Consider the following 15,031-nt stretch of genomic DNA (forward strand, 5'->3'; position numbering starts at 1 on the left):
GTTATGGTCGTCTGGTGCCCGAACACACCGGCGAAACCCGCAACGAGCAGCTCACCCGCAACGTCGGCGAGCTCCTCCAGGAACTGCGGGTCGCGCAGGCCGGGGTGCAGATCCTCTTCGGCTTCCTGCTGTCGGTCGTGTTCACCGACCGGTTCCACGACGCCAGCGGGTTCGAAAAGTCGCTGCACCTGTCCGCGGTGGCGCTCGCGGTGGCGGCCACGGCCCTGCTCACCGCGCCCGCGGCGTGGCACCGGCTGCTGTTCCGCACGGGCAGCCGCGAACGGATCCTGACCGTCGGCAACCGGCTCGTGCTGGTCGGGCTGGTCTGTCTGGCCCTCGCCATCACGTCGACGGTCGCGCTGATCGCCAAGGTCGTCTACGGCTGGATCGCCATGGTGATTCTGGGTGTGCTGTGCCTGCTGATCTTCGGCGTCCTCTGGTTCGTGATGCCGATCCGGATGCACCCGGGAAACGGCGATCAGCCGACCGGCCCGCCCAAGTAGAGCGTGTCCTCCTGGACGAAGCAGAGCGGGTTGCCGAACGGGTCGTCGGCGTAGAAGGAGCGTTCGCCCCAGAACTGCGTCTCGATGGCGTCGTCGGCCCAACGCGGTCCGGCGGCGCGCACCCGCTCGAAGGTCTCCTCGACGTCTTCGACCGCGAGGTAGACGATCCGCGGGTCCCGCTGCGGGCGTGGCTCACGGTGCTCGGGCGGCGCTTCGACGCAGGCGAGCACCACGCCGCCACAGGTGAAGTAGTGCCGGTTGACCGCGATCCGCTCACCGGGGTCGCCGAAAACGGCCGCGTAGAACGCGACGGCGACCTCGATGTCGTCGACGGGCTGGATCAACCGGAACACCCGCGGGCCGCTCATGCGGGCACAGTACCGCTGTTCATCCCGTGTTCGGCAGCAGTTGCCGGGGTGGTCGGAAGCCGCCCGTAGCTTCCCGCCCGTGACTGACACTTCTCGCCGGACCTTCCTCCTCGGCGCCCCGGCCGTCGCCGCCGCGGCGACCCTGCCGAACGTCCTCGGCGCGCCCGCCGCCCAAGCCACCGGCCGGCACCGCCCGGACGCCGAAGATCCGCGCTTCACGCTCGTGGTCATGCCCGACACGCAGTACCTGTTCGACGAGGACCGCGGCGACGCGGCGCCGCTGGACGCCTCGCTTCGGTACGTCCTCGAAGAGCAGGACGACAACGTTGTCTTCCTCGCCCACCTCGGCGATCTCACCCAGAACGGCCGGGCGGACGAGTTCGCCAGGATCAGCCGGTCGTTCCAGGCGCTCGACCGCCGCCGGTTCCCGTACAGCACCCTCGCGGGCAACCACGACATCGACGGCTCGAAGGACGACCAGCGCGGCCCGTCGCCGTACCTCGACGCGTTCGGCCCGCAGCGCCAGCGCAACTCGCCGACCTTCAAGGGTGCGTCCAAGGACGGTTACAACACCTTCCACATTTTCCGCGGCGGTGGCCGGGAATGGCTGCTGCTGGCGCTGGACTGGCGGCCCTCGGCCGGCGGTCTGAACTGGGCGAAGCAGGTGCTCGCGCAGCACCCGACCCTGCCGGCCATCCTCACCATCCACGAGCTGGTCTGGGCCGACGACGACCACCAGGCCCAGTTCTCGACGTTCGGCGAACTCGTCTGGACGGAGCTGGTGCAGGGCAACGACCAGATCTTCCTCACGCTCAACGGCCACTACTGGCCGACCGGGCGGACCGTCCGGAAGAACGCCGCCGGCCACGACGTGCACGTCCACCTCGCCAACTACCAGGACCGCTACTACGGCGGCAGCGCGATGGTCCGGCTCTACCAGTTCGACCTCGCGCGCGGGGTGATCGACGTCCGGACGTTCTCGCCGTGGCTGGCCGCGCAGGACCACCTGAGCGAGTTGCAGCAGCAGGAGGTCGAACGCAGCGGCGCGGCCGACTACTTCAGCCTGGAGATCGACTTCGCCGAGCGCTTCAAGGGCTTCGCGCCGGTGCCGGTTCCGCCCGCGCGGCCGGCGAAGCAGCTGCTGGTGCCCGGAACCGTCGCGTACTGGCGATTCGAAGGCGGCCAGGACGGCAAGGCGGTGCCGGACAACGTCGTCGTGCGCGACCAGACCGGCCTGGGCAACGACCTCACGCGCGTCACCGCGCCCGGCAGCGGGCCGGACGCGTTGAAGTACTCGAACGAGTTCTCGCCGCGGCAGCCGTCGCGGGCGAGCCTGCGGTTCGACGGCGGCCGCGATCCCAGCCGGGGCGCCTACCTTCGCACGGTCGACACGGCGCCGATCAACAAGCTGAAGTTCGAGCGCGGCTACACCGTCGAAGCGTTCTTCTGGCTGCCCGCGAACTTCAAGGACGGCCACCACGGCTGGTGCGGCCTGTTCGCCCGGCAGGGCAGCGGCGCGGCCGCGGGCAAGACCGGCGACGACCCGCAGGAGTCGGCGGCCACACTGTCCCTTTCGGACGGTGGCGAGCTGCAGTGGGCGGTGTACCCGCTGAACCAGGACCGGACGTCGACGAACTGGGGCCACGAGCTGCCGGTGGAGAAGTGGTGGCACGTGGCCGTGGTCAACGACGGCCGGCGCACGACCGTGTACGTCGACGGCTGCCCGGTGGTCCGGAACCCGGCCACGCCCGCGGTCGGGCTCGCCGATCCGGGCGGCCCGTGGCTGGTCGGCGCGTCGTCCTACGGCGGGAAGGTCGACCGCAGTTTCGCGGGGCTGCTGGGTGACGTGCGGGTGGCCGACCGGCCGCTGAACCCGCGCGAATTCATGCTGGGCTGAGGCCCTTGACAGCGGGTGGACAATAAAAAATCGGCGTGCTCTCCGGAAACAATGGGAGCGATCGCCGAACCTGATAAGAGTCTAACCGCTGTGAGGGGAACTTGTCAAACCAGGGGTACGACGAGGAATTGCGGGAAGAACGGGCCTACGTCGCCGCGCTGTACGAGCGGCTCGACCGCGAGCGCGCGGCGGCGCAGGCCCGGTACCACGGCGCACTCGGGCAAACCGGGGTGACGCCGGGGGAACGGGAGACCGACGTCCGCTGCCGGTCGCGGGAGGCGGCCCGGCTGGACGTCGCCGACAACGGCCTGTGCTTCGGCCGGTTGGACGCCCTTTCGGGCGAAACCCGCTATATCGGCCGGCTCGGGTTGTTCGACGCGGAAAACGACTACGAACCGTTCCTGCTGGATTGGCGGGCACCGGCGGCGCGGCCGTTCTACGTCGCCACGGCGGCGCGACCGGAAAACATGCGCCGCCGCCGTCAGTTCCACACGATGGGGCGCCGGGTCCTCGAATTCACCGACGAGGTGCTGGGCCGTCCCGGGGACACCGAACGGGGGGATGCGGCCCTGCTCGCGGCCGTCAACGCGCCTCGCGGCGAGGGCATGCGGGACATCGTCGCGACGATCCAGGCCGAGCAGGACGAGATCATCCGCCTCGGCCACACGGGCGTGCTGGTGGTCGAGGGCGGCCCCGGCACCGGCAAGACGGCCGTCGCCCTGCACCGGGTGGCGTACCTGCTCTACACCCGGCGCGAGCGGATGTCCCGCAGCGGCGTCCTGGTGGTCGGGCCGAGCCCGCTGTTCCTCGACCACATCGGCCGGGTGCTGCCGTCGCTCGGCGAGTCGGACGTCGTCTTCCTGACCACCGGCGACCTGGTGCCCGGGCTGCGCGTCACGGCCGAGGACCGGCCGGAGGTGGCGCGGCTCAAGGGATCGCTCGAGATCCTCGACGTGCTGGCCGCCGCGGTCGCGGACCGTCAGCGCGTGCCCGCCGAACCGGTGCCGGTCGATCTGGGTGACGTCGTCGTGGCGCTCGACGCCGAGCTCGTGACCGAGGCTCGGTTCGCCGCACGCGAGTCGGGACTGCCGCACAACGAAGCCCGCGCGATCTTCCGCGAGCGAGCGGTGGCGCTCGTCGCCGAGCGGGTCGTGGCGAAGATCGGCGAAGGCTGGATGACGCGGGAGGACCGCGGGCTCTGGGCGGATCTGCGCGCCGACGTCCTGGAGGAGCTCGCGGAGCACGAAGCGCTCGGCACCGCACTCGACGCGCTGTGGCCGTACCTGACGCCGGAGACGCTGCTGGCGCCGCTGTACGCGTCCCCGCGCCGCCTCGAGGCCGCCGGGGCCGACCCGGCGCTGTTCCGCGCCGACGGCACGGCCTGGACCGTCTCGGACGTACCGCTGCTCGACGAGCTGGTCGACCTGCTCGGCCGGGACGACACCGCCGAACGCGCCGCCGCGCGCCGACGGGCGGAAGCCGAGGTCGAATACGCCTCCGGCGTCATGGACGTCATGAAGCTGGACGCCGAGGAACTCGACGAGGACGTCCAGCTGGTCGCCGAGGACCTGCTCGACGCCGAAGACCTGGCCGGGCGGTTCGTCGAGCGTGACCCGCGCGACCTCGCCGAGCGGGCGGCCGCGGACCGCGACTGGACGTACGGGCACGTCGTCGTCGACGAGGCCCAGGAACTGTCCGAAATGGACTGGCGGGTGCTGATGCGGCGGTGCCCGAGCCGGTCGTTCACAATCGTCGGCGACCTCGCCCAGCGCCGGTCGGCGGCCGGGGCGACGGCGTGGGGCCCGGTGCTCACGCCCTACGTCGGCGACCGCTGGCAGTACCGCGAGCTGACCGTGAACTACCGCACTCCGGCGGAGATCATGACCGTCGCGGGCGCGCTGCTGGCGCAGTTCGCGCCGGACGCGCGACCGCCGGAATCGGTGCGTGCCTGCGGGGTCCGGCCGTGGTCCAGGCGAGTGGCGGACGACGAGCTCGCCGACGCCGTCGACGACTTCGTCCGCGACGAGGCCGGCCGCGAAGGGACCAGCGTCGTGATCGGCCCGCCGGGGGTGCCGGGAACGATCCCGGCCGCGGCGGCCAAAGGACTGGAGTTCGACGCCGTCCTCGTCGTCGAACCGGAGCGGATCCTGGCCGCGGGCCCGCGCGGCGCGGCCGAGCTCTACGTCGCGCTCACGCGCGCCACGCAGCGCCTCGGGGTGCTGCACCGGGATCCGCTCCCGGCGGCGCTGACCGGCCTCGTCGAAGCCGGGGTGCCCGTGCGGTCCGGGCACCGGCGGTTCCTGTAGCGAACGGGGGGTGGCGGGTGGCGGTACCCGTCATCCCCGCACCGCTACGCCGTGAGCCGGCCCCAGGAGTAGTTCTGCTTGGCCAGCTTCAGGTACACGAACAGCTCCGTCCCGGACACGCCCGGGATCTTCCGGATCTCTTCGCCCAGCACGTCGAGCATGTGGTCGTCGTCCCGGCAGACCAGTTCGGCCAGCAGGTCGTAACGCCCGGCGCACAGCACGACGTAGTGCACGTTCGTCAGCTCGGACAGCTTGTCCGCGACCTCGCGGGGATCGACGCCGTCGACGGTGATGCCGACCATGGCCTGGCGCGTCAGGTCCACGTTGGCGGGGTCGGTCACCGCGACGATCTGCATCAGGTCGTCACGCAGCAGCCGCTGCACGCGCTGGCGGACCGCTCCCTCCGAAAGGCCGACCGCCTTGGCGAGCGCGGTGAACGAGGCCCGGCCGTCCTTCTGGAGCAGGTCGATCAGCGATCTGTCCGTGTTGTCCAGCGCGCGCGCACGTGTTTCGTCACCCATGCCGTCCCTCCCTGTGTTTCGGCATGTGATTTGTCAAGTGCGCAGCGTATCGAGACCTGCGGAGAAAGCGAGCCCTCCGCGCCAGCTTCGCGCGATTCGACGTGCACGTCGCGCTCAGCCGAGGATTCGGTGGTCAAGAGCGAAACTGACGAGGCTTTCCGAGGCGGTTTTGTGCGCCCGCGCACAGCTGGACGCGCTCCCGGGGCCGCGGCAGGTACCGTCTGGCGGCTCTCTCGTCCCCAGCAACGCCAGGAGGATCAACGCATGTCGGAGGCCGTGGCGCTCGGTGCCGCCCCCGCCGTTCCCGCGAAGGGGCTGCGCGGCGGCGCGCTGGGCATGGTGTCGTCGATGGTCATCGGGATGTCGTCGACGGCGCCGGCGTACTCCATCGCGGCCACGCTCGGGCTGATCGTCCTGGCCGGCACCGGGTTCAAGGCGGCCGCGTTCGTGCTGCTCTCGTTCGTGCCGGTGCTGTTCGTCGCCTTCGCCTTCCGCGAGCTGAACACCGCGGAACCCGACTGCGGCACCAACTTCACCTGGGCGGCGCGTGCGTTCGGCCCGCACGCGGGGTGGTTCACCGGCTGGGTCGTCACGGTCGCGCAGCTGCTGGTGATGAGCAGCCAGTCCGCGCTCACCGGCCGGTACACGCTGCTGCTGTTCGGCGCCTCGGACGCGGCGGGCAACCGGTGGGTGACGACCGCGATCGGCGCCGCCTGGCTGCTGGCGCTGTGCTGGCTCTGCTACCGCGGGATCGAGGTGTCCGCGCGGGCGCAGTGGATCCTGCTCGGCGTGGAACTCGCCGTTTTGGTGCTCTTCTCGGCCGTCGCGCTGGTCCGCGTCTTCGACGGCACGGCCGGTCCGCAGGCGTCGCTGCCGCGGCTGGACTGGCTGTGGCCGGGCGGGGTGTCCGCCGGCACCGCGGTTTCGGCGGTGCTGCTGGCGGTGTTCATCTACTGGGGCTGGGAAAGCTCGCTGTCGGTCAACGAGGAGTCCGCGGATCCGCGGCACGCACCGGGCCGCGCGGCCGTGCTGTCGACGGTGTTGCTGGTGCTGAACTACCTGCTCGTGACGGTCGCCGCGCTGGCCTTCGCCGGGGTGGGCGAAGACGGGATCGGCCTGGCGAACGAGGCCAACTCCGAGGATGTCCTGGCCGGTCTCGGCGGCGCGGTGTTCGGCGACGGCGGAGGCGGCAAGGTCCTGGGCGTGCTGCTGATCGTGTCCGTGCTGACCAGCGGCGCGGCGACCAGCCAAGCGACGATCATGCCGGCGGCGCGCACGACGTTGTCGATGGCCAGCCACGGCGCCCTCCCGCGCGTCTTCGGGCGCGTGCACCCGCGGTTCCGGACGCCGACCGTGGCGACCTGGGCGTTCGGGCTGGTGTCGCTGGCGGTGTACGTCCTCCTGGCGCTGATCAGCGACAACGTCCTGGCCGACTCGGTCGACGCGGTCGGGCTGACCATCGCGATCGAGTACACGATGGCGGCGCTCGCCTGCGTCTGGGTGTTCCGCCGGACGCTCTTCGCGAGCGTGCGCAACTTCCTGTTGCGCGGGCTGCTGCCGTTCACCGGTGGCGTGTTCTTCCTGGCGGTGCTGGGGTTCGCGCTGATCGAGTACGCGCGGCCGGACGCCGGCGAGACGACGGTGTTCGGCATCGGCGGTGTCGCGGTGATCGGCGTCGTGTCGATCGTGCTCGGGGTGCCGCTGATGTTCGCGGTCCACCGCGCCTGCCGCGACTTCTTCGCCGGCCGCCGCTTGCCGCGCGGGTTCGTGCCGCGCGGCGGCGACGGCATCGTCAGCCCAGATCACGCCGGCTGAGGTCCTCCTCGGTCTCGCGGCGCACGAGCAGCGTCGCGACGCCGCCTCGCACGCCGACCAGCGGCGGGCGGCCGACCTGGTTGTAGTTCGAGGCCAGCGAGTGGTGGTAGGCGCCGGTGCACGGCACGGCCAGGAGGTCGCCGGCGTGCAGGTCGGCGGGCAGGCTGAGGCCGTCGGCGAGGATGTCGCCGGCTTCGCAGTGCCTGCCGACCACGGTCATCGGGACGCGCCGCGCCTTCGACCGCCGTCCCACCAGGCGCGTCGTGTACCGGGCGCCGTAGAGGGACGGCCGTGCGTTGTCGCTCATGCCGCCGTCGACCGCGACGAACGTGCGACTGCCGCGCTTGACCGCGCACACGCGGTAGACGGTGATCCCGGCCGGCCCGACGAGCGCCCGGCCGGGCTCGATCGTCAGGCGGGGCAGCGGGAAGCCGTGCGCCGCGCATTCGTAGGCCAGCGCCACGCGCAGACGCCGTGAGTAGCCGCCGAGGTCGAACGCGGGCTCGCCGCCGATGTACGGCACCGCGTGCCCGCCGCCGAGGTCGAGCTCCCGCAGCGTGACGCCGTGGGTGTCGCGGATCCGGACGAGCACTTCGGCCATCCGCCGGGCGGCCGCCTCGTACCGGTCGACCCGGGACACCTGCGAGCCGATGTGGCAGTGCAGGCCTTGGAGTCGCAACCCGGGTTGTCGCTTCACGGCTTCGACGGCGGCGTCGACGTTGTCGGGAACGCCGTCGAGCAGCGAGAAGCCGAACTTCTGGCCTTCGGCGCCCGTGCTGATGGCGGCGTGCGCCCCGGCCGCGATGCCCGGCGTCACCCGGATCATCACCTGCTGAGCGCCGTGGGCGAGCGCGCCGAGCTGCTCGATCTCGTCGAGCGAGTCGACGACGATCCGCCGGACGCCGTAGCCGAGCGCGGCCTTCAGGTCCTCGGGCGTCTTCGCGTTGCCGTGCAGCAGCATGCGTTCCGCGGGGAAGCCGACCGAACGCGCGACGGCGATCTCACCCGCGGAGCAGGTGTCGAGCGACAACCCCTCTTCGGCGACCCAGCGCAGTACGGCTCGCGTACAGAGCGCCTTGCTCGCGTACGCGACTTCGACGTCCGGCAGCGCTTCGCGGTACTCGCGCGCGGTGTCGCGGACCTGCTGTTCGTCGAGGAGGTAGGACGGCGTCCCGAAGCGGGCGGCGAGGTGGCTGACCTTGGCGCCGGCGAAGAGCAGCTCGCCGTCTTCGCCGAGTCGGGTGCTTCGCGGCCAGACTCCTGGCTCGAGGTGATCGGCGGCTTCGCAGCCGAGGCTGGGAAGAAGCTCGCTGAGCGTCACGGGTGCCTCCGGGCATCACGGCGGATCGGACTCCGCCAGGACACCGCCGCCGGCGGGCCCGGAGATCACCCGTGAATGCCGTCCTGACGGCTTTGGTTTGTCCGCTTACTCCTTGTTAACGCGCCAGTAACTTGCGTCACCTACGACAGCCCCCACGACGACAGCAGCCCGAAGAGCTGCTTCCGCTCGGGTCCGGTGAGCAGCCGGCTCGGGGGCCGGACGTCGGGGCGGCACAGGCCCAGCTGCCCGAGGGCGTCCTTGACCACGCTGACGTTGTTCGCGTTCCCGTTGGCCGCCCGGAGTTCCTCGAACGGGCGGATCCGCTCCCAGACGGTCATCGCCGCCGGGTAGTCCCCAGTGGACAGTGCGTGGAACATCTCCAGCGAGATCGCCGGGTCGACGTTCACCAGGCCGGACGTGAAGCCGGTCGCGCCGACGGCGAAGTAGCCGGGCGCCGAGAGCTCCGCCAGGCCCGCGATCCACACGAACCGGTCGAAGCCGGCATCGCGGGCGACCGAGCCGAAGCGCACCGGGTCCGGGACCGCGTACTTCACGCCGATGACGTTCGGCGCCACCTCGCCGAGCGCGTGCAGCTGATCGCCGGTGATCGCCGGGTTGCGGACGTAGAGCACGACGCCCAGTTCCGGCACCGCCGCGGCGATCGCCGCGTGGTAGTCGACCCAGCCGTCGCCAGAGATGTACGGGTGCACCGGCTGGTGGATCATGATCATGTCCGCGCCGGCCTCGCGCGCGTGCACCGCCGCCCGCGTCGCCGAGGCGACGTCGTGACCGATCCCGGCGAGCACGCCGGCCCGGCCGGCTGCGGCTTCGACGGTGACCTCCAGGCAGTGCCGCGCTTCGTTCGCGTCGAGCGCGTAGAACTCGCCGGTGTTGCCGTTCGGCGTCACGACCTCGATGCCGCCGGTGATCAGCCGGTCCACCAGCTTCGCGTACGTCTGGCCGTCGACGGCGCCCTCGGCGTCGAACGGCGTGACCGGGATGGCCACCACCCCGGACAGCCGCCGCCTCTGCTCCTCGAACGTCATCGGGCCCCCTTCGGATCGCCGGTCTCGGTGGTGCGTTCGCCGGGCAGCCCGAAGGCGACCCGGTCGATGAAATCGGTGATGTGCTTGCGCAGCAGGTGTTCGGCCTGCCGGGCGTTGCCGCTCTCGGCGGCGTTCAGGATCGCCCGGTGTTCGGCCGCTTCGCCCTGCCAGGTGGGGCTGATGCCCCAGCCGGTGACGGTGATCAGCGCGGCCTGGTCGCGCAGCCCGTCGAGGACTTCGACCAGCAGCGGGTTCCCGCAGCCGGCGTAGAGCGCGCGGTGGAACAGCCGGTTGGCCAGGCTCGCCTTCGCCCGGTCGCCGGCCGCCGCGCCGGTCTCGACCCCGGCCAGCACCTGCCGCGCTTCCCCGAAGTCCGCGCCCTGTTCGACGGCCCGCCGGAGGGCTTCGGGCTCCAGCAGCGCGCGCAGGTCGTACACCGCGTACGCGCTCTCGGCGTCCATGACCCGGACCGCAGCGCCCTTGTACGTGCTCATCGTGACCAAACCGGAACCGGCCAGGATCCGGAGGGCCTCGCGCACCGGCGTCTTCGACACCCCGAGCAGGGCGCCGACCTCGGCTTCGACGAGCGTTTCGCCCGGCCCGAACTCCCCGCTCAAGATCGCTTCCTTGATCGCGTCGCGCACGAAATCCGTCCGCGAGACGGGCGGCGGCGGCCTCCGGGCCGAAGAAGTGCTCGCCACTGGCATGTCCGATCTGATATACGATGCGACATACAACATTATCACGGACCTAGGGAGCAGCCATGCAGCGTTGCACCGGCTTCCGATTCCGACGAGTGTTGCTGGCGGTGAGCCTCGCCGCGGGCCTGGCGGCCTGCGGCGCGCCCGGTGGCGACGGCGGCCAGGCGGCAGATCCCCAGGCCGTGCCGGACAAGCCGGGCAAGCCGGTCGAGCTGAACATCCTCGACGTCGCGGGCAACCTGCAGCTGACCAAGCAGATGATCGAGAACTTCAAGGCCGCGCACCCGGAAGTCCTCGCGAAGGTCACCTATTCGACGGCGCCCGCGCCGAGCATGGCGGGCAAGCTCAAGGCCGAGCAGGACGGCGGCGTCGCCCAGACCCACCTGGTGCTCAGCGGCACCGACGGCCTCTCCGCCGGCATCGCGAACGGCACCCTGGCGAAGGTCCTGCCGGACTTCTCGAGCCGGTTTCCCAACCTGATGCAGAACTACCTCGAGCCCGCGGCCAAGATGCAGGAGCTGGCCAACGGCTACGGCATCGAGGTGGTGTACTACCCGTCGGGCCCGCTCCTGGAGTTCAACCCCGGCGCGGTGCCCGCCGCCCCGGCGTCCCCGCAGGAGCTGCTCGACTGGGCGAAGGCGCACCCGGAGAAGTTCCAGTACGCCCAGCCGTCGAACTCCGGCCCGGGCCGGACGTTCCTGATGGGCCTGCCGTACCTGCTGGGCGACAAGGACCCGAAGGACCCGGAAAAGGGCTGGGACAAGACCTGGGCGTTCCTGCAGGAGCTCGGCAAGTACGTGAAGTACTACCCGTCGGGCACCACGGAGACGATGAAGAACCTCGCGTCCGGCTCGGTGGACATGATCATGTCGACGACCGGGTGGGACATCAACCCGCGCAAGCTCGGCACCGTGCCCAACACGGTCAAGACGGCGATCATGCAGCCGATGCACTGGGTCACCGACGCCCAGTACGCCCTGATCCCCAAGGGCCTTTCGCCCGACCAGGAGTCGGCGATCCTGCAACTGGTCGCGTGGATGCTCAAGCCGGACCAGCAGGCGATCGCCTACGACGACGGCTACTTCTACCCCGGCCCGGCGGTCAAGGACGTCACCCTGCAGATGGCGCCCCAGAAGAGCCAGGACACCATTCGGCAGTTCGGCCGCCCGGAGTACGAGCAGTGGATCGCGCAGTACCCCAAGGAGACGTCGCTGCCGGCCGAGCAGCAGGTCAAGGCGTTCGACAAGTGGAACCAGCTGGTCGGCGGCTCGAAGGTCGGCAAGAAGTGACGTTCGGGCGGCTGCGGCTGGACGGCGTCTCGCGCAGCTTCGGCACCGCGAACGCCCTGCGCGGCCTCGACCTCGCGATTCCCAGGGGCGAGTTCGTGGCCCTGCTCGGCCCGTCCGGCTGCGGCAAGTCGACGGCGCTCAACTGCCTGGCCGGCCTGCTGCCCTTGACCGCGGGCAGCATCTGGCTCGACGACACCCGCATCGACGGGCAGCCGCCGGAGCAGCGCGGGTTCGGGATGGTGTTCCAGAACTACGCGCTGTTCCCGCACATGTCCGTCCGCGCGAACGTCGGCTTCGGCCTCAAGATGCGCAAGGTCGGCCGCGCCGAAGCCCGGCGGCGGGTCGACGAGGCGCTGCGCCTGGTGCAGCTGACCGAGCACGCGGCGAAGTTCCCCGCGCAGCTTTCCGGCGGCCAGCAGCAGCGCGTCGCCATCGCCCGCGCCGTCGTGCTGGAGCCGCCGGTCGTCCTGATGGACGAGCCGTTGTCCAATTTGGACGCCAAGCTCCGGCTCGAGATGCGGATGGAGATCCGCCGCCTCCACCAGACGCTCGGCCTGACCACGGTGTACGTCACCCACGACCAGGAGGAAGCCCTGTCGCTGGCCGACCGCCTGGTGGTGCTCCGCGAGGGCGCGGTCCAGCAGGTCGGCACACCCGAGGAGGTGTACGCCCAGCCGGTGAACAGCTACGTCGCGTCCTTCATGGGCTACCGCAACCTCCTCGACGTGACGGTGACCGGGGCGGCCGGCTCCACGGTCACCGTGGAGGGTGCGGGAGTCCGCCTCACCGGCCGCGGCACGCTCACGGAGGGCCCGGCGAAGGTGGCGATCCGCCCGGAGGACTTCGTGATCGGCGACGGCACCGAGAACGCCCTCGACGTCACGGTCGAGATCGTCGAGTACCACGGCCGCGAGCTGTCGGTCTCCGCCCGGCTGCCGACGGGCGTGCCGGTCTACTTCCGGACCGACAAGCGCCTCGCCCCGGGTGACACGGCGAAGATCGGCGTCCCCGCCGAGCGGGTCCTGGTGTTCGCGCCGTGATCGCCGTGATCGCCGGGATCGCGCCGAGGGTGGGCGCCGGGCGCCGCGGCGGTTTCGCCGCCAGCCCGCCGAGTGCCGATGTTGCCGGCGGCGCGGTGGTGGCCGTCGCGGGCTGTGGCGCTGCTCGCGGTGTGGTGACGGCCGCCGTGAAGGCGCCCGCGGTGGTGGTGCCCGTCGCGGGCAGTGGCGCGGCTCGCGGTGTGGTGGTGCCCGCCGCGAAGGGGCCCGCGGTGCTGGTGCCCGTTGCGCAGGGCGGTGTCGCCTGCGGGGCCATGGTGGTTGCCGCCGCGGCTCACGCGGTGATGGTGGCCGTCGCGCGGGCAGTTGTTGCCCGCGGTGCAGTGCCGGGTGCCGCCGTGGTCGTCGGCACGAGCACGGCCGCCCGCGGTGGGGAGGTCGCGCCATGACCGCCGTCGCGAGTGCCCGTCCGGCGCTGCGGCACCGCCTCGCCGAACGCGGCATCGACCGCACCCTGCTGCTCCTGGTGCCCGGCCTGCTGGTGACCGCCTGCCTGTTCCTGTACCCCTTCCTCTACGGCCTCCAACTGTCGTTCGCGCCGCGCAAGGGCGGCGTCTTCGCGAACTACGCGCGGTTCTTCGGCGACCCCTACCTGCGCAACACCATCTGGACGACGCTCGGCATCGCCCTCCCGGCCACCTTCATCAACGTGCTCGCCAGCATCCCGATCGCCTACGTGATGCGCGGCCGCGTCGGCGGCAAGCGCCTCCTGACGACGATCCTGGTCGTGCCGATCACGCTCGGCACGGTGCTCACCGCGCAGGGCCTGATCATGTACGGCGGGCCGGCGGGCTGGCTGAACAAGGTGCTCACCGTCCTCGGCGTCACCGACCAGCCGTTGCCGCTGATCCACAACTACACCGGCGTGCTGCTCTCCCTGGTGATCACCGGCTTCCCGTTCTCCTTCCTGCTGACGTTGTCCTATCTGTCGGGTATCGACCCGTCCCTGGAAAAGGCGGCCGCCACGCTCGGCGCGAACGGCGTCCAGCGCTTCCGGCGGATCACGCTGCCCCTGCTGGCACCCGGCCTGGCGATCACCTTCTGCCTCTCGTTCGTCATGGCGTTCTCGGTCTTCCCGAGCGCGCAGCTCGTCGGCGACCCCGCGAACGAGACCCGTGTCATCTCGATCGCCGCCTACCACGCCGCGTTCGAGGAGTACGACTACTCGATGGGCTCGGCCGTCGCGATGCTCATGGCGGTGGTCATGCTGATCGTGATCGGCCTGGTCATGGCGTGGCGCGGCACGCTGTACCGCGGAGCGACCGGAGGCAAGGGATGACCGGTTGGGTCGCACGTCCCGGACGTTGGGTCGTCTGGACCGTCGTCGCGTTCTTCTTCGTCAACCTCGCGGGCGTGGTGCTCTCGGTGGTCGTCGACTCGTTCGGCACCCAGTGGTTCGGCACCTGGCTCCCGGACGGCTTCACCACCCATTGGTACGCCGACGCCTGGCGCGAGTTCGGCCTCTCCGACGTCCTCCTCACGACGGCGATCGTCGCGCTCGTGGTGATCGCCGTGTCGGTGGCCGTCGGCGTCCCGGCCGCCTACGCGCTGGCCCGCCGCTCGTTCCCCGGCAAGCGCCTGGTGATGCTGCTGTTCGTGCTGCCGATCCTGATCCCTCCCATCACCTACGGCATCCCGCTGGCCACCGTGCTGTACAAGTTCCACCTGGCCGGCACCATCACCGGCGTCATCCTCGCCAACCTCGTGCCCTCGGTGCCGTTCGTCGTGCTGACGATGACGCCGTTCATCGAGCAGATCGACCCGAAGATCGAGGCCGCGGCCCGCATGTCCGGCGCGCGGACCGTCTCGGTGTTCACCCGGATCCTCGGCCCGCTGCTGCTGCCGGGCATCCTGGCCGCGTCGATCCTGGTGCTGGTGCGCACGGTCGGCATGTTCGAGCTGACGTTCCTCACCGCCGGCCCGGACTCGACGACCCTCGTGGTGGCGCTCTACAACTCCGTGTTCGCCGCCGGCATCCGCGCCAACCAGTCCGTCGACGCCATGGCGACCATCTACACCGCCTCCATGCTCGTGCTCCTTCTCATTGCGTTGCGGTTCGTGAACCCGACTCAGCTGGTGACCCGGATCCGGGAGGAGGCCTGACTCGTTCGCTCATGCGTTCGACTCTACCGCGAAAAGTCGAACGCATGATCGACACGATCGAGCGAACCTGCAGGTCTTGCGCCTCCCCCGAGGGGAGCTGCCA

At 70.9% G+C, this 15,031-nt stretch carries 14 protein-coding genes; 9 read left to right on the forward strand and 5 right to left on the reverse strand.

The features are described from left to right. Positions 1–14 precede the first annotated feature (14 nt). Positions 15–503, forward strand: a complete 489-nt coding sequence (locus tag ACWDN5_RS12550) for a DUF6328 family protein (RefSeq protein ID WP_310969407.1) — start codon at positions 15–17, stop codon at positions 501–503. Here the strand turns inward: ACWDN5_RS12550 and ACWDN5_RS12555 are convergent. Then, positions 479–871, reverse strand: a complete 393-nt coding sequence (locus tag ACWDN5_RS12555; RefSeq protein WP_310969406.1) for a VOC family protein — start codon at positions 869–871, stop codon at positions 479–481. The genes ACWDN5_RS12550 and ACWDN5_RS12555 overlap by 25 nt on opposite strands. A 79-nt stretch (positions 872–950) precedes the next feature. Between ACWDN5_RS12555 and ACWDN5_RS12560 the strand changes: the two genes are divergently transcribed. Both ACWDN5_RS12560 and helR read left to right on the forward strand, forming a co-directional pair. Continuing rightward, positions 951–2,768: a LamG-like jellyroll fold domain-containing protein gene (locus tag ACWDN5_RS12560; protein WP_449676329.1), complete on the forward strand. Its 1,818-nt coding sequence runs from the start codon at positions 951–953 to the stop codon at positions 2,766–2,768. A 101-nt stretch (positions 2,769–2,869) separates the two neighbouring features. Then, the gene (gene helR, locus ACWDN5_RS12565; RefSeq protein ID WP_449676331.1) at positions 2,870–5,074 is read left to right on the forward strand and encodes an RNA polymerase recycling motor ATPase HelR; all 2,205 of its coding nucleotides are present in this window, start codon (positions 2,870–2,872) and stop codon (positions 5,072–5,074) included. A gap of 44 nt (positions 5,075–5,118) precedes the next feature. On the opposite strand, the gene ACWDN5_RS12570 is transcribed toward helR, so the two are convergent. Beyond that, positions 5,119–5,595, reverse strand: coding sequence for an Lrp/AsnC family transcriptional regulator (locus ACWDN5_RS12570; RefSeq protein WP_310969400.1), 477 nt, complete (start codon positions 5,593–5,595; stop codon positions 5,119–5,121). Between the two features lie 264 nt (positions 5,596–5,859). Here ACWDN5_RS12570 and ACWDN5_RS12575 point away from each other — a divergent pair, with 264 nt between their 5' ends. After that, entirely contained in the window at positions 5,860–7,410 is a 1,551-nt protein-coding gene (locus ACWDN5_RS12575) for an APC family permease (protein ID WP_449676333.1), read from the forward strand. On the opposite strand, the gene lysA is transcribed toward ACWDN5_RS12575, so the two are convergent. From lysA to ACWDN5_RS12590, 3 genes are all read right to left on the reverse strand, one after another. Beyond that, positions 7,388–8,731: a diaminopimelate decarboxylase gene (gene lysA, locus ACWDN5_RS12580; RefSeq protein WP_449676335.1), complete on the reverse strand. Its 1,344-nt coding sequence runs from the start codon at positions 8,729–8,731 to the stop codon at positions 7,388–7,390. The two genes, ACWDN5_RS12575 and lysA, sit on opposite strands and share 23 nt — an antisense overlap. 140 nt (positions 8,732–8,871) lie before the next feature. Continuing rightward, positions 8,872–9,777 (reverse strand): dihydrodipicolinate synthase family protein, encoded by a 906-nt coding sequence (locus ACWDN5_RS12585; RefSeq protein WP_449676337.1) that lies wholly within the window; start codon positions 9,775–9,777, stop codon positions 8,872–8,874. Further along, positions 9,774–10,478, reverse strand: coding sequence for a GntR family transcriptional regulator (locus tag ACWDN5_RS12590; RefSeq protein WP_310969684.1), 705 nt, complete (start codon positions 10,476–10,478; stop codon positions 9,774–9,776). The genes ACWDN5_RS12585 and ACWDN5_RS12590 overlap by 4 nt, the downstream gene beginning before the upstream one ends. 62 nt (positions 10,479–10,540) lie before the next feature. Here ACWDN5_RS12590 and ACWDN5_RS12595 point away from each other — a divergent pair, with 62 nt between their 5' ends. From ACWDN5_RS12595 to ACWDN5_RS12615, 5 genes are read left to right on the forward strand one after another with little or no spacing between them, the layout of a single operon-like run. Then, entirely contained in the window at positions 10,541–11,767 is a 1,227-nt protein-coding gene (locus ACWDN5_RS12595) for an extracellular solute-binding protein (protein WP_310969393.1), read from the forward strand. Further along, positions 11,764–12,807: an ABC transporter ATP-binding protein gene (locus ACWDN5_RS12600; RefSeq protein WP_449676339.1), complete on the forward strand. Its 1,044-nt coding sequence runs from the start codon at positions 11,764–11,766 to the stop codon at positions 12,805–12,807. Before ACWDN5_RS12595 ends, ACWDN5_RS12600 begins: the two co-directional genes overlap by 4 nt. After that, positions 12,804–13,214, forward strand: coding sequence for a hypothetical protein (locus ACWDN5_RS12605; RefSeq protein WP_449676340.1), 411 nt, complete (start codon positions 12,804–12,806; stop codon positions 13,212–13,214). The genes ACWDN5_RS12600 and ACWDN5_RS12605 overlap by 4 nt, the downstream gene beginning before the upstream one ends. Next, a complete protein-coding gene (locus ACWDN5_RS12610; RefSeq protein ID WP_449676341.1) occupies positions 13,211–14,104 on the forward strand; it encodes an ABC transporter permease in 894 nt (297 codons plus the stop codon). Before ACWDN5_RS12605 ends, ACWDN5_RS12610 begins: the two co-directional genes overlap by 4 nt. Continuing rightward, on the forward strand, positions 14,101–14,928 hold the full coding sequence (locus tag ACWDN5_RS12615) for an ABC transporter permease (protein WP_310969386.1): 828 nt from the start codon (positions 14,101–14,103) through the stop codon (positions 14,926–14,928). Before ACWDN5_RS12610 ends, ACWDN5_RS12615 begins: the two co-directional genes overlap by 4 nt. The last annotated feature ends 103 nt before the right edge of the window (positions 14,929–15,031 follow it).

The sequence above is a fragment of the Amycolatopsis sp. NPDC003731 genome, assembly GCF_053586895.1.